Annotated in this window: 26 protein-coding genes and 1 pseudogene; 18 read left to right on the forward strand and 9 right to left on the reverse strand. The window is 68.5% G+C overall.

The genetic code is table 11. The features are described 5' to 3' along the window. Positions 1 to 233 precede the first annotated feature (233 nt). From GFH49_RS01230 to GFH49_RS01245, 4 genes are all read right to left on the reverse strand, one after another. Positions 234 to 1,259, reverse strand: coding sequence for a COX15/CtaA family protein (locus GFH49_RS01230; RefSeq protein WP_155053849.1), 1,026 nt, complete (start codon positions 1,257 to 1,259; stop codon positions 234 to 236). A gap of 69 nt (positions 1,260 to 1,328) precedes the next feature. After that, the gene (locus GFH49_RS01235) at positions 1,329 to 2,102 is read right to left on the reverse strand and encodes an ABC transporter permease (protein WP_155053850.1); all 774 of its coding nucleotides are present in this window, start codon (positions 2,100 to 2,102) and stop codon (positions 1,329 to 1,331) included. Positions 2,103 to 2,190: 88 nt separating this feature from the next. Next, positions 2,191 to 3,114: an ABC transporter ATP-binding protein gene (locus tag GFH49_RS01240; RefSeq protein WP_155053851.1), complete on the reverse strand. Its 924-nt coding sequence runs from the start codon at positions 3,112 to 3,114 to the stop codon at positions 2,191 to 2,193. 31 nt (positions 3,115 to 3,145) lie between these two features. Then, positions 3,146 to 3,958 carry an AAC(3) family N-acetyltransferase gene (locus GFH49_RS01245; protein WP_155053852.1) on the reverse strand — a complete coding sequence of 271 codons (813 nt, stop codon included), beginning with the start codon at positions 3,956 to 3,958 and terminating at the stop codon, positions 3,146 to 3,148. A 161-nt stretch (positions 3,959 to 4,119) separates the two neighbouring features. On the opposite strand from GFH49_RS01245, the gene GFH49_RS01250 reads away from it, so the two are divergent. From GFH49_RS01250 to GFH49_RS01285, 8 genes are read left to right on the forward strand one after another with little or no spacing between them, the layout of a single operon-like run. Then, positions 4,120 to 4,863, forward strand: a complete 744-nt coding sequence (locus tag GFH49_RS01250) for a helix-turn-helix transcriptional regulator (protein WP_155053853.1) — start codon at positions 4,120 to 4,122, stop codon at positions 4,861 to 4,863. Next, positions 4,860 to 6,281, forward strand: a complete 1,422-nt coding sequence (gene sufB / locus GFH49_RS01255; RefSeq protein ID WP_155053854.1) for a Fe-S cluster assembly protein SufB — start codon at positions 4,860 to 4,862, stop codon at positions 6,279 to 6,281. The genes GFH49_RS01250 and sufB overlap by 4 nt, the downstream gene beginning before the upstream one ends. 60 nt (positions 6,282 to 6,341) lie before the next feature. Beyond that, positions 6,342 to 7,562, forward strand: a complete 1,221-nt coding sequence (gene sufD / locus GFH49_RS01260) for a Fe-S cluster assembly protein SufD (RefSeq protein ID WP_155053855.1) — start codon at positions 6,342 to 6,344, stop codon at positions 7,560 to 7,562. After that, positions 7,559 to 7,888 carry a bifunctional 3-phenylpropionate/cinnamic acid dioxygenase ferredoxin subunit gene (locus tag GFH49_RS01265; RefSeq protein WP_155053856.1) on the forward strand — a complete coding sequence of 110 codons (330 nt, stop codon included), beginning with the start codon at positions 7,559 to 7,561 and terminating at the stop codon, positions 7,886 to 7,888. Before sufD ends, GFH49_RS01265 begins: the two co-directional genes overlap by 4 nt. Positions 7,889 to 7,895: 7 nt before the next feature. After that, positions 7,896 to 8,660, forward strand: coding sequence for a Fe-S cluster assembly ATPase SufC (sufC, locus tag GFH49_RS01270; protein WP_155053857.1), 765 nt, complete (start codon positions 7,896 to 7,898; stop codon positions 8,658 to 8,660). Next, positions 8,657 to 9,913: a cysteine desulfurase gene (locus GFH49_RS01275; RefSeq protein WP_155053858.1), complete on the forward strand. Its 1,257-nt coding sequence runs from the start codon at positions 8,657 to 8,659 to the stop codon at positions 9,911 to 9,913. The genes sufC and GFH49_RS01275 overlap by 4 nt, the downstream gene beginning before the upstream one ends. 16 nt (positions 9,914 to 9,929) lie before the next feature. Then, positions 9,930 to 10,397, forward strand: a complete 468-nt coding sequence (gene sufU, locus GFH49_RS01280) for a Fe-S cluster assembly sulfur transfer protein SufU (RefSeq protein ID WP_155053859.1) — start codon at positions 9,930 to 9,932, stop codon at positions 10,395 to 10,397. Beyond that, positions 10,394 to 10,726, forward strand: a complete 333-nt coding sequence (locus GFH49_RS01285) for a metal-sulfur cluster assembly factor (RefSeq protein WP_155053860.1) — start codon at positions 10,394 to 10,396, stop codon at positions 10,724 to 10,726. The genes sufU and GFH49_RS01285 overlap by 4 nt, the downstream gene beginning before the upstream one ends. A 105-nt stretch (positions 10,727 to 10,831) precedes the next feature. On the opposite strand, the gene GFH49_RS01290 is transcribed toward GFH49_RS01285, so the two are convergent. Next, a complete protein-coding gene (locus GFH49_RS01290) occupies positions 10,832 to 11,659 on the reverse strand; it encodes an AbfB domain-containing protein (protein ID WP_155053861.1) in 828 nt (275 codons plus the stop codon). A gap of 174 nt (positions 11,660 to 11,833) precedes the next feature. Here GFH49_RS01290 and GFH49_RS01295 point away from each other — a divergent pair, with 174 nt between their 5' ends. From GFH49_RS01295 to GFH49_RS39710, 6 genes and pseudogenes are all read left to right on the forward strand, one after another. Beyond that, the gene (locus GFH49_RS01295; protein ID WP_155053862.1) at positions 11,834 to 12,154 is read left to right on the forward strand and encodes a DMT family transporter; all 321 of its coding nucleotides are present in this window, start codon (positions 11,834 to 11,836) and stop codon (positions 12,152 to 12,154) included. Further along, positions 12,154 to 12,711, forward strand: coding sequence for a TetR/AcrR family transcriptional regulator (locus tag GFH49_RS01300; protein WP_155053863.1), 558 nt, complete (start codon positions 12,154 to 12,156; stop codon positions 12,709 to 12,711). Before GFH49_RS01295 ends, GFH49_RS01300 begins: the two co-directional genes overlap by 1 nt. A 232-nt stretch (positions 12,712 to 12,943) precedes the next feature. Continuing rightward, positions 12,944 to 13,939: a 2,3,4,5-tetrahydropyridine-2,6-dicarboxylate N-succinyltransferase gene (dapD, locus tag GFH49_RS01305; RefSeq protein WP_155053864.1), complete on the forward strand. Its 996-nt coding sequence runs from the start codon at positions 12,944 to 12,946 to the stop codon at positions 13,937 to 13,939. Positions 13,940 to 14,230: 291 nt separating this feature from the next. After that, a complete protein-coding gene (locus GFH49_RS01310) occupies positions 14,231 to 14,731 on the forward strand; it encodes a hypothetical protein (RefSeq protein ID WP_155053865.1) in 501 nt (166 codons plus the stop codon). Between the two features lie 3 nt (positions 14,732 to 14,734). After that, positions 14,735 to 15,160 carry a hypothetical protein gene (locus GFH49_RS01315; RefSeq protein ID WP_155053866.1) on the forward strand — a complete coding sequence of 142 codons (426 nt, stop codon included), beginning with the start codon at positions 14,735 to 14,737 and terminating at the stop codon, positions 15,158 to 15,160. A 488-nt stretch (positions 15,161 to 15,648) separates the two neighbouring features. Beyond that, a pseudogene (locus tag GFH49_RS39710) lies at positions 15,649 to 17,485 on the forward strand (IS481 family transposase). Between the two features lie 117 nt (positions 17,486 to 17,602). Here GFH49_RS39710 and GFH49_RS01325 read toward each other — a convergent pair. The 3 genes from GFH49_RS01325 to GFH49_RS01335 are packed head-to-tail and all read right to left on the reverse strand — an operon-like array spanning position 17,603 to position 19,209. Then, positions 17,603 to 18,454 (reverse strand): helix-turn-helix domain-containing protein, encoded by an 852-nt coding sequence (locus GFH49_RS01325; protein ID WP_155053867.1) that lies wholly within the window; start codon positions 18,452 to 18,454, stop codon positions 17,603 to 17,605. A 13-nt stretch (positions 18,455 to 18,467) separates the two neighbouring features. Then, on the reverse strand, positions 18,468 to 18,983 hold the full coding sequence (locus tag GFH49_RS01330; protein ID WP_155053868.1) for a DUF6879 family protein: 516 nt from the start codon (positions 18,981 to 18,983) through the stop codon (positions 18,468 to 18,470). Further along, a complete protein-coding gene (locus GFH49_RS01335) occupies positions 18,955 to 19,209 on the reverse strand; it encodes a hypothetical protein (protein ID WP_155053869.1) in 255 nt (84 codons plus the stop codon). Before GFH49_RS01335 ends, GFH49_RS01330 begins: the two co-directional genes overlap by 29 nt. 127 nt (positions 19,210 to 19,336) lie before the next feature. Here GFH49_RS01335 and GFH49_RS01340 point away from each other — a divergent pair, with 127 nt between their 5' ends. The 3 genes from GFH49_RS01340 (at position 19,337) to GFH49_RS01350 (ending at position 20,515) form a co-directional block, all read left to right on the forward strand. Next, positions 19,337 to 19,759, forward strand: coding sequence for a DUF6415 family natural product biosynthesis protein (locus GFH49_RS01340; RefSeq protein WP_230396100.1), 423 nt, complete (start codon positions 19,337 to 19,339; stop codon positions 19,757 to 19,759). Continuing rightward, the gene (locus tag GFH49_RS01345) at positions 19,756 to 19,971 is read left to right on the forward strand and encodes a hypothetical protein (RefSeq protein WP_155053870.1); all 216 of its coding nucleotides are present in this window, start codon (positions 19,756 to 19,758) and stop codon (positions 19,969 to 19,971) included. The genes GFH49_RS01340 and GFH49_RS01345 overlap by 4 nt, the downstream gene beginning before the upstream one ends. 319 nt (positions 19,972 to 20,290) lie before the next feature. Next, the gene (locus tag GFH49_RS01350; protein WP_155053871.1) at positions 20,291 to 20,515 is read left to right on the forward strand and encodes a hypothetical protein; all 225 of its coding nucleotides are present in this window, start codon (positions 20,291 to 20,293) and stop codon (positions 20,513 to 20,515) included. Between the two features lie 33 nt (positions 20,516 to 20,548). Here the strand turns inward: GFH49_RS01350 and dapA are convergent, their stop codons facing one another. Beyond that, entirely contained in the window at positions 20,549 to 21,445 is an 897-nt protein-coding gene (gene dapA / locus GFH49_RS01355) for a 4-hydroxy-tetrahydrodipicolinate synthase (protein WP_155053872.1), read from the reverse strand. A 152-nt stretch (positions 21,446 to 21,597) separates the two neighbouring features. Between dapA and GFH49_RS01360 the strand changes: the two genes are divergently transcribed. Next, on the forward strand, positions 21,598 to 21,672 hold a 75-nt coding region (locus GFH49_RS01360), incomplete at its 3' end, for a helix-turn-helix domain-containing protein (protein WP_155053874.1).

Genomic DNA, 21,672 nt, shown 5'->3' on the forward strand with positions numbered 1-21,672 from the left:
CGCCGGACGACGGCGGGAGGTCGTGCCCGGCGATGCTTGATGGATGGCGGGGTCCGTGCCTGAGGATGCCGGACGGGTGGCGGGGTCCGTGCCTGAGGATGCCGGACGGGTGGCGGTCGTGCCTGAGGACGCGACGGCGGGAGGTCGTGCCCGGCGATGCCGGACGGGTGGCGGGGCGTGCGTGAGGGTGCCGGGCGGGTGGCCGGGTCGCGCCCGGTGTCGCCGGGTGGTGCTCAGACGGACGCGGTGACCGCCGACCCGGAGCGTGCCGGATCAGGGATGCCGGCCTCGGTCGCGGGACGCTCCCGCAGCGACAGCAGCACCCGCAGCACCGCGATCCACACCAGCGCCGAGCCCAGCATGTGGGCGCCGACGAGGATCTCGGGAAGGTGCGTGAAGTACTGGACGTAGCCGATGGCGCCCTGGGCGAGGAGGATCAGGAACAGGTCGCGGGTGCGGGCCAGGGGGCCCTTGGGGGCGTCGACCGCCCTGAGGACGAACCACAGGGCGAAGGCCAGGGTCACCACGATCCAGGCCAGGACGGCGTGCACCTTGGTGATGTCGTCCCAGGACATGCCCATCGGCAGGTCCATGCGCGGCACGTCGCTGGAGTCGCCCGCGTGCGGACCCGCGCCGGTGACCACCGTGCCGACCGCGATCAGCGTCGCGGTGACGCCGACCAGGACCCACACCAGTTGCTGCACGACCTTGCCGACCAGCGGACGCGGAGCCCCGTCGCCCTCCCGGGTGCGCTGCCACATCACGGTGGCGACCGCGATCAGGGCCGAGGAGAGCAGGAAGTGCGCGGCGACCGTGTACGGGTTGAGGCCGACCAGCACCACGATGCCGCCGAGCACCGCGTTGCTCATCACGATCCAGAACTGCGCCCAGCCCAGCCGCGTCACACCGCGCCGGTACGGCTTCTCGGAGCGGGCCGCGATGATCGCCCAGCCGACCGCCGCGCACAGCACGTACGTCAGCATGCGGTTGCCGAACTCGATGACCCCGTGCAGGCCCATCTCCCGGGTCGTGGTGAGCGAGTTCTCGGTGCAGGTGGGCCAGGTCGGGCAGCCGAGGCCCGAGCCGGTGAGCCGCACGGCACCGCCGGTGACCACGATCACCACCGACATGACGAGCGCGGCGAGAGCCGCCCGCTGGACGGTCCGGGGGGTGGGAGTCCAGCGTTCGGCGATGAAGGCGAGCGGGTTGCGGACGGCCGCTTCGGCGTCGGCGCGGGTCAGCTTTGGCACGCGCACCATCGTAGGCGCTCGCTTGTGCACGCTTTCACGAGGGGGCGGTTCAGCTGCACGGGGGATGGGCTCAGCCCGCTACTCCCAGCGGAAGAACCGCCCCGCCGCCCCCAGCCCCAGGGCCGCCCACACCGCCAGAATCCCCAGGTCACCCCACGGCATCCCGGCCCCGTGCCGCAGCACGTCCCGCAGGCCGTCCGACAGGGCGGAGATGGGCAGCAGCCCGAGCACGTCCTGGGCGCCGGACGGGAACTCGTCCAGCGGGACGATGACCCCGCCGCCGACCAGCAGCAGCAGGAACACCAGATTGGCGGCGGCCAGTGTCGCCTCCGCCTTCAGCGTGCCCGCCATCAGCAGGCCCAGCCCCGAGAAGGCGGCCGTGCCGAGGATCAGAAGCAGAAGTACGGCAAGGGGGTTGCCGTGCGGGGACCAGCCGAGGGCGAAGGCGATCACCGTGAGGAGGGCGATCTGCAGGATCTCGGTGATCAGCACCGAGGCCGTCTTCGCCGTCATCAGGCCCCAGCGGGGGAGCGGGGAGGAGGCGAGGCGCTTCAGGACGCCGTACCGCCGCTCGAAGCCCGTCGCGATCGCCTGCCCCGTGAACGCCGTCGACATCACCGCCAGCGCGAGGACGCCGGGGGCGAGGAAGTCGACGGCTTCGCCCGCGCCGGTGTCGACGATGTCCACCGTGCTGAACAGGACCAGCAGCAGCGTCGGGATGACCACCGTCAGCAGCAGCTGCTCGCCGTTGCGCAACAGCATCCTGGTCTCCAGCACCGCCTGCGCCGCGATCATGCGGGGGAGGGGGGCGGCACCGGGCTTCGGCGCGTACGCGCCCACGGTCGTCGTCATGAGCGCAGCTCCTTGCCCGTGAGTTCCAAGCTGTGTCTTCCCGGGGGGCGACCCCCGGACCCCCGGCAGAGGCAAGTACCGGCCCGCGTCATGAGCGCAGCTCCTTGCCCGTGAGTTCCAAGAACACGTCTTCCAGCGTGTGCCGCTCCACTGAGATCCGGTCCGGCATCACGCCGTGCTGGGCGCACCAGGACGTGACCGTGGCGAGGAGCTGGGGGTTCACCTTGCCGGCGACCCGGTAGGAGCCCGGGGTCAGCTCGGCGGCGGTGCAGTCGACGGGCAGGGCCTTGAGCAGGGAGCCCACGTCCAGACCGGGGCGGCCGGTGAACCGCAGGGTGTTCTCGGCGCCGCCGCGGCACAGCTCCTCGGGGGTGCCCTGGGCGATGACCCGGCCCGCGTCCACGATCGCGACGTCGTCGGCGAGCTGCTCGGCCTCGTCCATGTAATGGGTGGTGAGGATGACCGAGACACCGTCCCTGCGCAGGTCGCGCAGCAGGTCCCAGGTCGCGCGGCGGGCCTGCGGATCGAGCCCCGCCGTCGGCTCGTCCAGGAACACCAGCTCAGGGCGGCCCACGACGGCCATCGCCAGGGCCAGGCGCTGCTGCTGGCCGCCGGACAGCCGGCGGTATGCCGTCCGTCCGCAGCCGCCGAGCCCGAGCCGCTCGATCAGCCCGTCCACGTCCAGCGGGTGCGCGTGCAGCTTCGCCACGTGCCGCAGCATCTCGTCGGCCCGCGCGCCGGAGTAGACGCCGCCGGACTGGAGCATCACGCCGATCCGGGGGCGCAGCGCGGCCGACTGCCGCACCGGGTCGAGGCCCAGGACGCGCACCGTGCCGGAGTCCGGTTTCCGGTACCCCCCACAGGTCTCGACCGTCGTCGTCTTGCCCGCGCCGTTGGGTCCGAGCACGGCCGTCACACCCGCCCCGGCCACCAGGTCGAGGCCGTCCACAGCGGTCTTCGTGCCGTAGCGCTTCACCAGGGCCTGGACCTGGACCACGGGCTCACTTCGCATGGGTCCAGAGTCTAGGTAGGCGCTCGCCGTCTTATACGGGCGGGTGCAGGATCCCCTCCTCACGGGGCCGGTGCACCGCCAGCCAGCGCTCCGCGTAGGCCACGGCGTCCGCCACCGGGAACAGCCGTACGTCGGCGGCGGCCACCGCCCCGCGTACGACGGGACGGTCCCGTTCGAAGTCGTGCCCCAGCTCGTCGAACCGCTCCGAGGTGATCGACATCTCGGTCACCACTTCCCATCCGGCCGGTCCGGGGCGGCCCACCCGCACCAGCGGTGCGGGTATGCGGTACTCGGCCAGGTGGAAGCTCGTGCACGCGTCGTAGCCCGCGCCGAGCAGCAGCACGCGCGCGTGGAGCGCCTCCAGCCTCGCCAGCGGGCTGCGCTCCCCGAGCCGGCAGTCGGTGGCGTGCCCGTCGAGTACCTCGGCCGCGCGCGGGCCGACCGCGGCGAACGACGTCTGCGGATGGGCGCTGCGCAGGGCACCCGGCCACGTCCGTACGGTCTCCGGGACGACGCCGACCCCGCGCGTGGGGGTGACGAGAGGGTCGTACGGGGGCATCGTGGCCCGGATCGTCTCCCACCACTCCTCGGGCACCGGCGGGTTGCCCCAGACCGCGGGGTCCGACAGGTCGCCGGACTGGGCGGGGACGACGAGCGTGCCCTCGGGGCCGAGGGCGTCGAGCAGTCCCCGCACGACCGCGACGGCGCCTCCGCAGACCCAGCCGAGCGAGCTGAGCGAGGAGTGGACGAGAAGGATTTCGCCGGGTTTGACACCAAGCCGGCGCAGGCCCTCGCTGATGCTGCTCCGCGTGACAAGTGGGCCGGTCGGAGGGGGTGTGGGCATGGTCCGGGAGTGTCCCGGACGGGGCCCGGCGGCGCCACCGAATTGATCGACCGGAGATCGTTTCCGCAGGTCAGATTAGGTATACCTAAGTGACGCAGGGCACCATCCAGGGGGTCGGACGCCGCTTGCCCGGTCCTGAGGAATTACGCAACAATGGCGTTGTGAAAAACGTCGGCGAGGCTCGGGAGACCCGCACGGGTATCCCCCAGGAGGAACTCGCGACCGGTGAGCGGTCCACCCGCAACCGGGTCGCGCGATCCATCCTGGACCACGGGCCCTCGACCGTCGCCGAGCTGGCCGGCCGGCTGGGACTCACCCAGGCCGCCGTGCGGCGCCATCTGGACGCGCTGGCCGCGGACGACGTCGTGGAGGCGCGCGAGCAGCGGGTGTACGGCGCGCGGACGCGTGGCCGGCCCGCCAAGGTGTTCGCCCTGACGGACTGCGGACGCGACGCCTTCGACCAGTCCTACGACAAGCTCGCCGCGGACGCCCTGCGCTACATCCAGCAGCGGTTCGGCGGTGACGAGGCGGTCGTGGCCTTCGCGCGCGCGAGGATCACCGAGCAGGCCGCCGCGTACCGCAAGGCGATCGAGGCCGCGGCCCCCGAAGAGCGGACCGAAGCCCTGGCCAAGGCCCTGACCGCGGACGGGTACGCTGCTACGGCGCGCAGCGCACCGGTCGGCGAGCAGCTCTGCCAGCACCACTGCCCGGTGGTCCATGTCGCGGAGAAGTTCCCGCAGCTGTGCGAGGTCGAGACGGAGATCTTCTCGCAGCTGCTCGGCACGCATGTCCAGCGACTGGCGACCATCGCCCACGGTGACGGCGTCTGCACGACATTTATCCCGAAGATTCCCAAGAACACCCATAACGCATCTGCAAGCACGGCCGGGAGGAACCCCGCATGACTCTGCCCACGGAGACTGCTCACCCCGAGCTCGAGGGCCTGGGCAAGTACGAATACGGCTGGGCCGACTCCGACGAGGCCGGCGCTTCGGCGAAGCGTGGTCTGAGCGAGGACGTCGTCCGGGACATCTCCGCGAAGAAGAACGAGCCGGAGTGGATGACCAAGCTCCGTCTCAAGGGTCTGCGTCTCTTCGACAAGAAGCCCATGCCGAACTGGGGCTCGGACCTCTCGGGCATCGACTTCGACAACATCAAGTACTTCGTGCGCTCCACGGAGAAGCAGGCGGAGTCCTGGGAGGACCTGCCCGAGGACATCAAGAACACGTACGACAAGCTCGGCATCCCCGAGGCGGAGAAGCAGCGCCTCGTGGCCGGTGTCGCCGCCCAGTACGAGTCGGAGGTCGTCTACCACCAGATCCGTGAGGACCTGGAGGAGCAGGGCGTCATCTTCCTCGACACCGACACCGCGCTGAAGGAGCACCCGGAGCTCTTCAAGGAGTACTTCGGCACCGTCATCCCGGTCGGTGACAACAAGTTCGCGTCGCTGAACAGCGCCGTGTGGTCGGGCGGCTCCTTCATCTACGTGCCGAAGGGCGTGCACGTCGAGATCCCGCTCCAGGCCTACTTCCGCATCAACACGGAGAACATGGGCCAGTTCGAGCGGACCCTGATCATCGTCGACGAGGGTGCCTACGTGCACTACGTCGAGGGCTGCACCGCCCCGATCTACAAGTCGGACTCGCTGCACTCCGCGGTCGTCGAGATCATCGTCAAGAAGAACGCCCGCTGCCGCTACACGACCATCCAGAACTGGTCGAACAACGTCTACAACCTGGTCACCAAGCGCGCCGTCGCCTACGAGGGCGCGACCATGGAGTGGGTCGACGGCAACATCGGCTCCAAGGTGACGATGAAGTACCCGGCCGTCTACCTGATGGGCGAGCACGCCAAGGGCGAGACCCTGTCCATCGCCTTCGCGGGCGAGGGCCAGCACCAGGACGCCGGCGCGAAGATGGTCCACATGGCGCCGAACACGTCGTCCAACATCGTGTCCAAGTCCGTGGCGCGCGGCGGTGGCCGTACGTCCTACCGCGGTCTGATCGAGATCGGCGAGGGCGCTCCGGGTGCCAAGTCGAACGTCCTCTGTGACGCTCTGCTCGTCGACACCATCTCCCGCTCCGACACCTACCCGTACGTCGACGTCCGCGAGGACGACGTGTCCATGGGCCACGAGGCGACCGTCTCCAAGGTCTCCGAGGACCAGCTCTTCTACCTGATGAGCCGCGGGCTCTCCGAGGACGAGGCGATGGCGATGATCGTGCGCGGCTTCGTCGAGCCGATCGCCAAGGAACTGCCCATGGAGTACGCCCTTGAGCTCAACCGGCTGATCGAGCTCCAGATGGAAGGCGCGGTCGGCTGACCGCCAACCGCCCGCTCCATCAAGCCCCTTACGTAACGGAAAGCGAGCATTACGACAGCCATGGCTGAGGCTCAGAACTCCCCCACCCTCGAATCCGCTCGGGCGGGGGGACCCCTACCGGTGGGCTCCACCACCGCCGGCTCGATCGCCGTCGCGGCCGAGTCGACCGTCGCCACGCGCATGAGCGCCCCGCCCTCCTTCGACGTGACGGACTTCCCGGTCCCGCACGGCCGCGAGGAGGAGTGGCGGTTCACCCCGCTGGAGCGCCTGCGCGGGCTGCACGACGGCACCGCGGTCGCCACCGGCGAGGGCGTGAAGGTCGACGTCCAGGCCCCCGAGGGCGTCACCGTCGAGACCGTCGGCCGTGACGACGCGCGCCTGGGCAAGGCGGGCACCCCGGTCGACCGCGTCGCCGCCCAGGCGTACTCGGCGTTCGAGAAGGCGGGTGTCGTCACCGTCCCCAAGGAGACGGTGCTGACCGAGCCGATCCGCATCGCCGTACACGGTGAGGGCGGGGTCGCCTTCGGCCACCAGGTGATCGAGCTGGGCGCGTTCGCCGAGGCGGTCGTCGTCATCGACCACACCGGTGACGCCGTACTCGCCGGCAACGTCGAGTACATCCTGGGCGACGGCGCCAAGCTGACCGTCGTCTCCGTCCAGGACTGGGACGAGAAGGCCGTGCACGTCGCCCAGCACAACGCCCTCGTCGGCCGGGACGCGAGCTTCAGGTCGGTCGTCGTCACCTTCGGCGGTGACGTCGTCCGGCTGCACCCGCGCGTGTCGTACGCGGGCACCGGTGGTGAGGCCGAGCTGTTCGGGCTCTACTTCACCGACGCCGGCCAGCACCAGGAGCACCGCCTCCTGGTCGACCACAACACCCCGCACTGCAAGTCCAACGTCGCCTACAAGGGCGCGCTCCAGGGCGACGACGCGCACGCGGTGTGGATCGGTGACGTGCTGATCGAGGCCAAGGCCGAGGGCACGGACACGTACGAGATGAACCGCAACCTGGTGCTCACCGACGGTGCCCGCGTCGATTCGGTCCCCAACCTGGAGATCGAGACCGGCGAGATCGTCGGCGCTGGTCACGCCTCGGCGACCGGCCGCTTCGACGACGAGCAGCTCTTCTACCTGATGGCCCGCGGCATCCCGGAGCACGAGGCCCGCCGTCTCGTGGTCCGCGGCTTCTTCGCCGAGCTGGTCCAGCAGATCGGCGTCGCGGACATCGAGGAGCGCCTGATCGCCAAGATCGAAGAGGAGCTGGAGGCGTCCGTCGCATGACGTACGTACGCGCCTGTGGGCTGAGCGAGCTGGAGGAGGACACCCCGAAGCGGGTGGAACTCGACGGCACGCCGGTCTCGGTCGTGCAGACCGAGGGCGAGGTGTTCGCGATCCACGACATCTGCTCCCACGCGAACGTCTCCCTCTCCGAGGGCGAGGTGGAGGACTGCCAGATCGAGTGCTGGCTGCACGGCTCCAGCTTCGACCTGCGTACCGGGAAGCCGTCCGGCCTCCCCGCGACGCGCCCCGTCCCCGTATACCCCGTAAAGATCGAAGGGGGCAGCGTCCTCGTCGACGTAAGCGCCTCCCTCACCCAGGAGTCCTGAGGCACCCATGGCAACGCTTGAAATCCGAGACCTGCACGTCACCGTCGAGGCCGACAACTCCACGAAGGAGATCCTCAAGGGCGTCGACCTCACCGTGAAGCAGGGCGAGACGCATGCCATCATGGGCCCCAACGGCTCCGGCAAGTCGACCCTCGCCTACTCCCTCGCGGGTCACCCGAAGTACACGATCACCGGCGGCACCGTCACCCTCGACGGCGAGGACGTCCTGGAGATGTCCGTCGACGAGCGCGCCCGCGCCGGCCTGTTCCTCGCGATGCAGTACCCGGTCGAGGTCCCCGGCGTCTCGGTCTCCAACTTCCTGCGCACCTCCGCCACCGCGATCCGCGGTGAGGCCCCCAAGCTGCGTACCTGGGTGAAGGAGGTCAAGGAGGCCATGGAGCGCCTCAACATGGACCCGTCCTTCGCCGAGCGCAACGTGAACGAGGGCTTCTCCGGCGGTGAGAAGAAGCGCCACGAGATCCTTCAGCTGGAGCTGCTCAAGCCGAAGGTCGCGATTCTCGACGAGACCGACTCCGGCCTGGACGTCGACGCCCTGCGCGTCGTCTCCGAGGGCGTCAACCGCGTCCGTGAGACCGGCGAGGTCGGCACCCTGCTGATCACGCACTACACGCGCATCCTGCGCTACATCAAGCCCGACCACGTCCACGTCTTCTCGGCCGGTCGCATCGTGGAGTCCGGCGGCGCCGAACTCGCCGACAAGCTGGAGGAAGAGGGCTACGAGGGCTACACGAAGGGTGGCGCATCAGAGTGACACAGCTGCCGGGCCTCCTCGACACCGAGGCGCTCCGCAAGGACTTCCCCATCCTGGACCGACAGGTCCACGACGGTCAGAAGCTCGTGTACCTGGACAACGCGGCGACCTCGCAGACGCCACGCCAGGTGCTGGACGTGCTCTCCGAGTACTACGAGCAGCACAACGCCAACGTCCACCGTGGCGTGCACGTCCTCGCCGAGGAGGCCACGGCGCTGTACGAGGGGGCGCGGGACAAGGTCGCGGAGTTCATCAACGCGCCCAGCCGCAACGAGGTGATCTTCACCAAGAACGCCTCCGAGTCGCTGAACCTCGTGGCCAACATGCTCGGCTGGGCCGACGAGCCCTACCGCGTGGACCATGAGACCGAGATCGTCATCACGGAGATGGAGCACCACTCCAACATCGTCCCCTGGCAGCTGCTCGCGCAGCGCACGGGCGCGAAGCTGAAGTGGTTCGGCCTGACCGACGACGGCCGCCTCGACCTGTCCGACATCGACGAGGTCATCACGGAGAAGACGAAGATCGTCTCCTTCGTGCTGGTGTCGAACATCCTCGGGACGGTCAACCCGGTCGAGACGATCATCCGCCGCGCCCAGGAGGTCGGCGCTCTCGTCTGCGTCGACGCCTCCCAGGCGGCGCCCCACATGCCGCTGGACGTGCAGTCACTCCAGGCCGACTTCGTGGCCTTCACCGGCCACAAGATGTGCGGCCCGACCGGCATCGGCGTCCTGTGGGGCCGCCAGGAGCTGCTGGAGGACCTGCCCCCGTTCCTCGGCGGCGGGGAGATGATCGAGACGGTGTCGATGCACTCGTCGACCTACGCTCCCGCCCCCCACAAGTTCGAGGCGGGCACGCCGCCGATCGCGCAGGCGGTCGGTCTGGGTGCGGCGATCGACTACCTGTCCTCGATCGGCATGGACAAGATCCTCGCCCATGAGCACGCGCTCACCGAGTACGCGGTCAAGCGCCTGGCGGAGGTCCCGGACCTGCGGATCATCGGCCCGACGACGGCCGAGGAGCGGGGCGCCGCGATCTCCTTCACGCTCGGCGACATCCACCCGCACGACGTGGGCCAGGTCCTCGACGAGCAGGGCATCGCGGTCCGGGTCGGCCACCACTGCGCGCGGCCGGTCTGCCTCCGCTACGGAATTCCTGCGACCACGCGAGCGTCGTTCTATCTGTACTCCACGCCGGCTGAGATCGACGCTCTGGTGGACGGCCTGGAGCACGTACGGAACTTCTTCGGCTGAAGGGCGTGCTGACAAGGTGAAGCTGGACTCCATGTACCAGGAAGTCATCCTGGACCACTACAAGAACCCGCACGGGCGTGGTCTGAGGGATGGCGACGCCGAGGTGCACCATGTGAACCCGACGTGCGGTGACGAGATCACCCTGCGTGTGAAGTACGACGGCACGAAGATCGAGGACGTCTCGTACGAGGGCCAGGGCTGCTCCATCAGCCAGGCCTCGGCCTCCGTCCTGAACGAGCTCCTGGTCGGCAAGGACCTGGCCGACGCGCAGCAGATCCAGGAGACCTTCCTGGAGCTGATGCAGTCCAAGGGCAGGGTCGAGCCCGACGACGCGATGGAGGAGGTGCTGGAGGACGCGGTCGCGTTCGCCGGTGTCTCCAAGTACCCGGCCCGGGTGAAGTGCGCGTTGCTGAGCTGGATGGCGTGGAAGGACGCGACGGCCCAGGCGCTGGGCTCCGACGCCGCTGAAAGGAAGACGGCATGAGCGACACCGCCCAGATGAAGCCGGCCTCGGAGGAAGAACTCCGCGAGGCGCTGTACGACGTCGTCGACCCCGAGCTGGGCATCGACGTCGTCAACCTCGGCCTGATCTACGGCATTCACATCGACGACGCGAACATCGCGACGATCGACATGACCCTGACCTCGGCGGCCTGTCCGCTCACGGACGTCATCGAGGACCAGGCCAAGTCCGCCACGGACGGCCTGGTCAACGAGCTGCGTATCAACTGGGTCTGGATGCCGCCGTGGGGCCCGGACAAGATCACGGACGACGGGCGTGACCAGCTGCGGGCGCTGGGGTTCAACGTCTGAGCAGCCGGACGACTTGGTCTGAGGCCCCTGGAGCCGATCCGGGGGCCTCAGTCGTTCAGCGGTCAGTCGTTTAGGCGGCAGTCGTTCGGCGGCAGTTGTTCGGTTTCAGTCGTCGAGCCCCGCCACCAGCCGGAACGCCGTGTCCTGGCGGTACAGGGTGCTGTGCTCGTACGACTCCAGGCGGACCACGAAGTTCCGGTGGCGGAGGAAGCGGCCGGGGTAGTTGACCGACTCCAGCATGATCGCGCCGGACGCGGACGCGGACGCGGGGCGGGGGCAGAAGGTGGCGTCCTGCTCGAAGAGGGCCGAGCCGTCGTCTCGTTCGGAGCGCAGGACGAAGTTGCGGTGCCGCAGGTAGCCGCCGTCGGCGGTGGCGAAGGAGTAACAGGACGACTTCGCAAGGCCGTTGACCACCTTGAAGGTGGCGTCCTCGGCCGCGGAGGCGGAGGTGATCGGGTCGAGGGCCACGTGGTCGTCGGTGGCGTGCCAGTAGCGGTCGGGGTAGTTGACCGCGCGGACCGACCTCAGGTCGGAGGCCGGGGCCGGTGAACTCTTCTCCGGAGCCGGGGACTTGGACGGCTTCGCCGAGGGCTTGGGCGTGGGCGTGGAGCTGTGCCGGGACGGCGCCTTCGTCGTGGGCCGAGGGGAGGACAGGCCGTCCTTGCCCTTGGGGGGAGCCGTCGTACTCGGCGACGGTGAGCCGAAGGAGATCAGGCCGGGGACGGTCGCGTTGACGGGGGTCTCCGGTGTGTCTAACGCTTCGTCAACTCCCCTGTCCGTCACGACGATCGCCGTGGCACACGCGGCGACGGTGGCCACCGCGAGGGTGCCGGCCAGCCAGAGTCGTCGCGTTCCCGGTATCCGGGAGGTGTCCGGGGCCCAGCCGTTCTCCCAGGGGTTGTTCTCGGGAGGGCGGGGCGTGGTATCTGGCATGCGCTGTCCTCCAGCGGCGCCCCATGAACGGCGGGGCAGGCCGCGGCTGCGAAGACTCGGTATGTGAACGGTGAAACAGTAGTGGACCCAGGGGTCTGGGAGCAGCCGTTTCGGACAGAGGGATCTCCGCATTCGGCGGCTGTTCTGTCCCGCCGGTTATGTACGTTCGTACACATGGGATACCTGATGCTCATCGGTGCCATCGCGGCCGAGGTGGCGGCGACGACCGCCATGAAGTACAGCGATGGCTTCAGCAAGCTCTGGCCGTCCCTGCTGACCTTCCTCGGCTATGTCGTCTCCTTCGTCCTGCTCGCCCAGACCCTGAAGACCGTCGGCATCGGCACGGCCTACGCGATCTGGGCTGGCGTCGGCACCGCGACGATCGCCGTCCTCGGGCTCTGGCTGTTCGGCGAGGCGCTGACCTTCACGAAGGCCGCCGGCATCCTGCTCATCGTGGGCGGCGTGGTGGTGCTGAACCTCGGAGGAGCGCACTGATGGGTAGGCGCTACGACCCCGAGCGCCGCCAGCGGATCATCGACGCCGCGATCCGGGTCGTAGGACGGAAAGGGCTCGCCGGACTGACCCATCGCACGGTCGCGGCGGAGGCCGGCGTGCCGCTGGGCTCGACCACCTACCACTTCAAGACCCTGGACGACCTGATGGCCGCCGCGCTCCGCCAGGCCGACGAGGGCTTCACCAAGGTGGTCGCCTCGCGCGGCGCACTGGAGGACCCGGACACCGACCTGGCGGCCGAACTCGCCGCCGGGATCGGTGAATGGCTCGCGGGCGATCGCACCGGAGCGGAGCTGGAGTACGAGCTCTACCTGGCCGCCCTCCGCCGCCCCGCCCTCCGCCCCGTCGCCGCCGAATGGGCCCAGGACCTGGCCGACCGCCTCACCCCGCGTACGGACCCGGTCACGGCACGCGCCCTGGTCGCGCTGCTGGACGGAATCTGCCTCCGGGTACTGCTCACGGACGAGTCGTACGATGAGGAATACGCCCGCGAGGTATTGGCGCGGATCATTCCCCCTGACCCGCGCCAAGCCGCCTGACGCGGCCGGGCCGCCTCCGCGCTCTCCTCGGTGACCGACGCCGTACGCCCCGAACGTCTCGATCCCGGTCGACGGCCAGAACGGGCACCGGTGACGGCGCGGGCTGGCAACAGCAGCCGTGGCGGGGCCAGCGCGGAGCCGGTGCAGGCTTCACACCCCCTACCGGCCCGCCACCTGAGACGCCGCCCCCACCGGTTGGCCCGTGCCGCCCCCCGCCGGTTAGGTTGCCCTCATGACCGACACGACTGCACCCCGCACCACCGCCACCGGCGCCGTTGCCGCCGGCCTTGCCACGATCGCTGCTGACGGCACCGTCCTCGACACCTGGTTCCCCGCGCCCGAGCTCTCCGCCGAGCCCGGCCCGTCCGGCACCGAGCGGCTGACGGCCGAGCGGGCCGTGGAGCTGCTCGGTGAGGGCGCGGCGCAGGCGATCGGGCCGGACGCCCGCCGGGGCGTAGAGGTGGTAGCGGTCCGCACGGTCATCGCCTCGCTGGAGGAGAAGCCGACCGACGCGCACGACGTCTACCTCCGCCTGCACCTCCTCTCCCACCGCCTGGTCAAGCCGCACGGCCAGAGCCTGGACGGCATGTTCGGCTTCCTCGCCAACGTCGCCTGGACCTCGCTCGGCCCGGTCGCCGTCGACGACATCGAGAAGGTCAGGCTCAACGCGCGCGCCGAGGGCCTGCACCTCCAGGTGACGTCCATCGACAAGTTCCCGCGCATGACGGACTACGTGGCGCCCAAGGGCGTCCGCATCGCCGACGCCGACCGGGTCCGCCTGGGCGCGCACCTCGCCGAGGGCACGACGGTCATGCACGAGGGCTTCGTCAACTTCAACGCGGGCACGCTCGGCACGTCGATGGTCGAGGGCCGTATCTCCGCGGGCGTCGTCGTCGGCGACGGCTCGGACATCGGCGGCGGCGCGTCCACGATGGGCACGCTGTCCGGCGGCGGCAATGTGATCATCGCCATCGGCGAGCGCTGCCTGATCGGCGCCGAGGCGGGCGTCGGCATCGCGCTCGGCGACGAGTGCGTGGTCGAGGCGGGCCTGTACGTCACCGCCGGCACCCGCGTCTCCATGCCCGACGGCCAGATCGTCAAGGCCCGTGAGCTGTCCGGCGCCTCCAACATCCTCTTTCGCCGCAACTCGGTCACCGGCACCGTCGAGGCCCGCCCGAACAACGCGGTGTGGGGCGGCCTGAACGAGATCCTGCACAGCCACAACTGATCACGCGCGGCCGTGACCTGCGGCCGCCTTGTCGATCAACGCCGTGACCTGCCGCTGAGCTGTCGGTAGCTGTCGACGTTGGTCAACGCTGAGCGCCCTTCCACGGCCCTAGGACGGCCCGGGAGGGCGCTTACACGTCGGTGTACTGATCATCGGTACGGCGGACCGGCGATCCTTGAGGAAGCGCACGGCTCTGATCAGTTCCGGATGCCGTGGGCTTCCTCGTCGACACCGACCTGAAGAGCGCTAGACTTCGGAACCACATTGCGCGGCATCGGTTCGTGGGGGGCCATGTCTTTCTATGACACCATCGACACAATTACCACATACGCGAGCATTCCTTTGGCTCTCGTTGGATTTGGTGTCACTTTCTGGCAAGCCAAAGGGGCCAAGGATGCAGCGGAGAAAGCTCGTGATGCTGCCGAAGCGACGCGTGAACGGATCATTCGCTCCTCTCTAATTGCATTGAGTCATCAGCTTCTGAAAACGGAAGATGAGCTAGACAAGGCAGTTAATGACGGAGAAGTCAAGACTGCTATCGCCTGGATTAACACCTGGAAGTGGCAGGCGAGTCAGGCAAAGGGAATGCTCAAGGCGTCCAATAGTGATGAGCAAAAGATTCTTCGTGCCCTCCAGACATCTATTGTGGCGGCCGGTGAAGCGAAGAATGTCCTTGTCTCGAATCCCACAGACCTGATCACTGACACGAAGAACGTTCGAGCCGCCATCGTAAAGGTAACCGGCGAGATTAGCTCGCTAGCGGCCAATCTTGGTTTTCAGATCGGAGATTAGAACATGGCGGAAGACGTCCGGCTTGCGAAGATCCTTGACCTGCTTCTTAGTCTTACAGAGGCTGGACGACTCGATTGGGAGTCCGTGGGTATCCCGCGTGCTCCAAAATTCGCCACTTCTTTGGCGGATGCGTCCTTTGTTGTGTACAGTAAGGATAATGACGGGTTGTCGCCGCACATCTTGGAGTTGCGGAACAATAATGGGGAAACGGTCGAGACTCTTCGGACCAAGGCGCCAATCCGGAGGCCGAGTCGCAGCGAACAGGAATCTGATGCCGAAGAGGAGTACAGGAGTGCCACGCGCGCTGTTAATCTAAAGTTGCGAAACCTGTACAACGAAGCGCGGCGCAATGCTATGAACGTGGACTCTTTCCTTGACAGCCTCGTTGATCAGCTTGAGTCGCAAAGCAGAGAAGCGGATGAAGACTGAGGTCGGCGGAGCGGCTTTGGGCTGGAGCTGCTTTGGGCTGGAGCTGCTTTGGGGCGAGTGATCTTGGCCCCGTAAGCTGATGGCGAGTCGGGCAGTCTGTGGACCTGCCCGTTAAAGCACGACGTTGGGGCCAAGATCTTAGAGGCTCGCCCCAAAGTGGCTGCCTAAAGCCGTGGAGCCGACCGCCCCAGCCGCAGAGGGTGTCTCCCCACTTCATGCCCGCAGCCGCCGAGCGCGCCGCCGGGCGCGGCCAGCCGGGGCGAAGACAGGAGGCGGGCCGCGCCGTAGAGGCGGCGCGCGCCCGCGCCGTGCGCGGGCCTTGATAGATGTAGGGAAACTCTGACCGCGAGGCGGACGACCTTGCGTGTCCGGTCCCGGGAGATGCTTGACACTTCGGTCCCAGGTGATGGTTGACAGTGGCCGTGATCGGCTTTTCTGTGCGCGTCGTTGTGGCGTGTGGCGGGAGGCCGGGATTGGCGCTGGTGGAGTTGTCGGTTGTCGAGCAGAGATACCGGGCTGTTCTGGCGGTGCTGGCGGGTGCAACGGTGACGGAGGTCGCCGCTCAGCTCGGGGTGTCGCGGCAGACGGTCAGCGGTTGGAAGTCCCGGTATGCCGCTGCCGGTCTGGCCGGGCTGGCGGACCGTTCGCGTAGGCCGGCCTCGTGCCCGCATCAGGCCTCTGGGGAGGTGGAGGCGGCGGTGTGTGAGCTGCGGCGCGAGCATCCTCGGTGGGGTCCGCGGCGGATCGCTCATGTGCTGGAGCGGTCCGGGGCGGTGGCGCCGGTGCCGTCGCGGATGACGGTGTATCGAATCCTGGTGCGGCATGGGCTGGTGGAGCCGGGGGTTCGGCGTCGACGGCGGTCGGATTACAAGCGCTGGCAGCGGGACCGTGCGATGCACTTGTGGCAGATGGACATCGTCGGCGGGGTGATGCTGGTCAACACGGTCACCGGCGAACTGCGCGAAGCGAAGATCGTGACGGGTGTGGACGATCACTCCCGCTACTGCGTGATCGCCTCCGTGGTCGAGCGGGCGACCGGGCGGGCGGTGTGCGCGGCGTTCGTCCAAGCTCTGCGGGCGTTCGGGGTGCCGGAGGAGGTGCTCACCGACAACGGCAAGCAGTTCACCGACCGGTTCGGGCAGGGCGGTGAGGTGCTGTTCGACCGGATCTGCCGGGAGAACGGGATCGCGCACCGGCTCACCCAGCCGGCGTCACCGACCACGACGGGCAAGGCGGAGTGGTTCCATCAGACGTTGCGGCGCGAACTCCTCGATGACTGCGGTCCATTCGAGAGCGTGGCGGCGGCTCAGGCGGCGCTGGATATGTGGGTTCAGGAGTACAACTCCTCGCGTCCGCATCAGGCGCTCGATATGCAGAACCCGGCGGAGCGGCTCACGCCCGTTCCGGAAGAGGAACGGGAGGTGCTGGGCCTGAAGGTGCCAGGGGTGCTTTCGCTCGTCCCGCAGCAGTGGACGGCTCCGGTGGTGGCTCCTCCTGCTGCGGAGCAGGCTGAGCTGGTGCCCGCCGTGGTGGCGCAGGAGGCGTTGGAGCTGCCGGATCAGGAGTCGGATGGGTTGGTGCCGGTCGAGCAGGGCGGGCCGGTGGAGTTCGAGCGGGTAGTGCCGCCGAGCGGGAATCTGCAGGTCGCGGGCAGGCAGTTCTGGCTGGGTCCGGCCCGCTCAGGGCTGACGGTGACGTTCTGGGCCGACACGCAGGTGATCCATCTGCTGATCGCCGGGGCGCGGATCAAGACGGTGCGCTCGCACCTGTCGGTGGCGGACCTGGCTCAGCTGGCGGCTCGGGGCGGACGGGCTGCCGGGCCTTCTCCGCTGCCGGCCGGTGACGGGGCCGCGTTCGAGGTCGATCGGACCGTGAACAACAGTGGGCTGGTGGGCCTGGGCGGGCACCAGGTGCTGGCGGCGGAGATCCTGGGCGGGCGCCGGGTGGGCGTCCGGATCGACGCGGCGACGCTGTCGTTCTTCGACCTGTCCTCGCGGGAGCTGCTGCGGGTGCGGCCCAACCCGCTCCGCCCTGATGAGGTCCAGCGGCTGCGTGGCCTACGGCCCGCGGGCCCACCGCCACGACCGCAGGTCGAGCCGGTGCGTGTCCAGCGGCGAGTCAAGCGCGGTCGGCACGGTCATGGTCTGCCGGCAGGTCGTCTCCCTCGGCCGCCCCTACGCAGGCCAAACCGTGACCGTGCACGTGGCGGAATCGACTATCACCGTTGAACTGGACGGCCAGGCCCGGGTCATCCGGCGCACCACCGACATCCCGGTCCGCAACGTGAAAGCGAACAGACCCTACGAAGTTCCTGATGTTGTCTAGGCCCACCGTCAAGCATCAGCTGGGACCAGAACGTCAAACACCACCTGGGACTAGACAGCGGACGACCTTGCGCCGGGCGCTCGCAAAAAGTGGTGCCAGTCGCCTGAGAGGCGACTCTCAGCCGTCCAGGGCAGCCAGCGCCCGAGTGACCAGCCCACGCGCCGCAGCACCGTAGACCGCGCTGCCGGACAGCCCCTGGAACGCCCGGACGTAGAGGTCGACTTGGCCAGGCTGGGTCAGCGTCGCGGCGGCGTCTAGGGAGTCGGCGTGTACCCGCGCGTCATCAAAGACGGTGAAGGTCGCCATGGGCCACACCGTCCGCTCGAACGTGAACGGGATGATGCCCAGCGATACCGACGGCAGGGCCATCGCCGATAGCAGGTGTCCGAGCTGAGCCGCCATGGTATCGGCGTCGCCGATCCGGTAGCGCAGGACAGACTCCTCCAAGACTATCGCGAACCGGTGGTCGCCCTCGCGTACGACGGAGTTGCGCCGCATGCGCGCCTCCACGGCGTGGTTCACGTCGTCCGGTGTCCCCCGGAAGGCGGCGATCGACTTGAGCAGGGTGGTCGCATAGCCCGGCGTCTGGAGGAACCCGGGGACTACGTCCGAGCAGTAGACCCGGAACTGCCGCGTGTGCTGGTAGAGGGTCGCGCCGGACTGCTGAAGGCGGCGCAGGCCAGTGCGTTGGAGGCGCCGCCACTCCACGTACATGGCCTCGGTCTGCCGGTTGGCGGCGATCAGGTCGGGCGTCTGGTCGGTCGCGCCGCAGGCCGTGCACCACGCCCGGATATCCGCGTCGGAGGGCGGTGTGCGGGCGTTCTCGATGCGTGAGGACTTGGACTCGTGCCACGAGCAGCGTGCGGCCAGCTCACGCTTTGTCAGTCCGGCGTCCAGGCGGATCTCCCGCAGATGTGCGGCGAGTGCTTCGCGCGCCTGCTGGACGCTGGAGGACGGATGCGTGGGCATGAGTTGGCCGCAGTCAGGCGTGAAACTGGTTGTGCGGGATCGCGCGCTCCCACACTGCCTCGAACGCGGTGGACAGGTGCTTGATCAGCGCAGGGTCCTCGGTGAACTCGTCGTCCACCACGGCGCCCTCACCGTCGAAGTGGTGTACCCGCGCCAATCGGCCGTCGAACAGCCAGAAGTCGTTCCCGGGCAGCGACAGGTCCGTCGTCCGACGCCGGGGCAGCCAGCGGACCAGTTCCCCCGCCTCGGCCAGCTCCCGGGTGACGTAGTGCTCCCAGGTGATGTACTCGCTCACCGGCTCGGACACGATCCGCGCCCGTCGGATCACCACGCCGCGCGCCACCGTGTCCGAGATCATCTGAAGGTACGAGTCCCACCACGTCGCGCGGTCGACCCAGTTGATTCTTTCGCCCCGTCGCCACGCCTCGAACCGTTCGGTCGGGGCGTAGGCGTCGCGCATCTCCAGGTGCACGGCGGAGCGGTCACAGCCGCTCAGGAGATCAGCGAACGGGGGCACGCTCGACGGCATCGCACGCCTCCCGGATCATCGGGATCAGCCGGGCCGGGATCCGGATGATCGCCTCGCTGTCGGGCACCGGACCGTGTGCTGGGGACGTCGACTCGCACGCGGTCTGCGTGACCGCGTCCGGCTTCCATCCCTGCAAAAGGATCTCCTGTGCTTCGGTGTCCGCCCACACGGTAGGGCAGTGATCGCGGTCGGTGTCAGGGTCGATCCCGATGAACTCCACGGCCATGATGATCTCTCCTAGTCTCCTGCGTCCGAGAGCTTGCTCAGACTTGCGTACCAGCCTCCTGGCCTGCCTCAACACTGTCAACGGTGCGCAAGGTCATGGGAATTGATGTGCAAGTTAATGCAAGTTCGTGGACGGCCGGATCCGGCCGTTTCTACCGTCGGTCGACATGCCCCACCGGACTGCCCTACCGCTCACCCCTGAAGAGGCCGACGGCCTGCCCCTGGACATCGCGGCCATGCGCGCCAGCGCGCGGCGGCTGCTCGTGCAGGACGCCGAACCGATCTCCCCCGAGGATCTTGGGATACTTGCCGTGCTGCTGCGGGATCACATTCAGCAACTGATCCCCGAGGTGGAGGCCGCGACCCTGGGCCTGCCCAAGGACGACATCCCGCTCGCCTGCGCTCTGGCGTGTGTTGGCGAGGCGCGCATGCGTCTGCGCCTCGGAGCCGGCGATACCGCGCCAGTCCGCCTGTCGGTTGCGGTGAAGCTGTCCCGCTCGGTCAACGCTCTGTGCGATCACTTGGTTAACCTCGGTGGCGATCACACATGAGCAGGACGATGCTGCATGTCTGCCGCTCGTGCGATGGAGTGATCACCGACCCGGATGACGCGGTGCTGGTTGCTCATGAGCTGGGCAACAGCGGTCCCGGCTGGGACGTCTACGCGCATCGTGATCACGTCGATGATGTCGAGTTGATCGACCCGGACTTGTTGCGGATCATGACGCGCATCTGGGCAGCGAAGGCGCAGCACGAGGCGTAGCGGCCCCAACAGCACGAAGTCCTAACAGTAGCGAGGCCCGTGCCCGGGCCGACGTCGATGTCGATGTCGATGGGGTCCTCCGGATCCGGAGAGAACAGAAGACGACCCCGAAACGGCCCCCGGGGCAAGCTGACCCCTGACCTGCGTCACCATCAGAACAGCCACAACTGAACCCACCCGTACGGGTACACACCATGCCCTCGATGCGCACGATCGGGTTACTCAACGTGACCTGATCAAGGTTTAGGCAGATGAACGGGTGGACGCAGCGTCCGATCAACTGCCGAACCGCGTAACACGCGTAACAAGGGACTGAGCGATGACGAACGAGCGGGCGAGGACCGTGGCACGGCTGCTGACCGGGGCGGTCACCGCCGCGATGGTGTGCTGGCTCCCGGCAGGAGCCGCCCACGCCGACGAGACCAACAAGGCCTCACACAACGGCCCCCGGGTCGGTCTGATCAACGTCGGCCAGGTGGACGACCCGATGGAGGACGTACTGGAGCACTTCCTGCTGTTCGGCGACGGGTACCGCTGGGGCTGACGCCGGCAGCACCCGTACCCGGCGCGGCGCTGATCAGCCGGCAGCCGTGAACTCCTCGTATGCCGCCAGCAGCCCGTCGGCCGTCTCCCGGTCGGCGGGCCGCAGCGGTGCGCGGACCGGGCCCGCGGGCAGGCCCACCGCCCCCAGGAGGGCCTTCGCGGTGACCGTGCCGGGCAATCCGGCCGACATCATCAACTCGATGAGCGGGGTGGCCCGTTGCTGACGGCGGGCCGCCTCCGTGGTGTCTCCGGCGTCGAACGCGTCGAGGACGGAGCGGAGTTGGTGCGGGACCACGTTCGAGACCGTGCTGATGTAACCCGTGGCGCCGACCGCGTACAGGGCGAGATTGTGCTCGTCGCAGCCCGCGTAGTACGCCAACTCCGTGCGGGAGAGCACCTTCTGGGCGCCGAGGAAGTCGTAGGAACAGTCCTTGACCGCGACGATCCGGGGGTGCTCGGCGAGCCGGATCACGGTGTCCGGCTCGATGCGGATGCCGGTGCGGCCGGGGATGTCGTACAGCATGACCGGCAGTCCGGAGGAGTCCGCCACCTCGCGGAAGTGGGCCTCGACGGCGTCCTGCGGGGGCTTGCTGTAGTACGGCGCGACGACCAGCAGGCCGTCCGCGCCCGCCTTTTCGGCCTGGAGCGCGAGTTCGACCGTGTGCCGGGTGTCGAAAGTGCCGACGCCCGCCACGATCGACGCCCGGTCGCCCACCGCCTCCCGGACCGCCGCGACCAGCGCCGACTTCTCGGCGTCCGTGGTGGTCGGCGACTCACCCGTCGTACCGGAGAGCACCAGTCCGTCGCAGCCCTCGGACGTCAGCCGTTCGGCGAGCCGTTGCGCGCCGTCGAGGTCGAGCGCGCCCTCCTCGGTGAAGGGCGTGATCATGGCGCACAGGGCACGGCCGAAGGGGGAGCTGGAAGTCGTCATCATGTTCCTCCGTGGATACTCCGCCGTTCAGGGCGGAGAGGAAACGGACCCCTGCGGAGCAGGGCAGGGAGCGGGGTTTCGCCGCCAGGGCGAAATGCTGTGCTCTGACCCGCAGGCTTGATCTTCACTTGTTGCGACGCTAGTTTGTGAGCATCACGACGTATGTGAAGCGGGCGTTCAAGTACCGCTTCTATCCCACGGACGAGCAGGCAGCCGAGCTGTCGCGC

Origin of the sequence: Streptomyces blattellae (assembly GCF_009709555.1) — a bacterium.
GTDB classification, from domain to species: Bacteria; Actinomycetota; Actinomycetes; order Streptomycetales; family Streptomycetaceae; genus Streptomyces; species Streptomyces blattellae.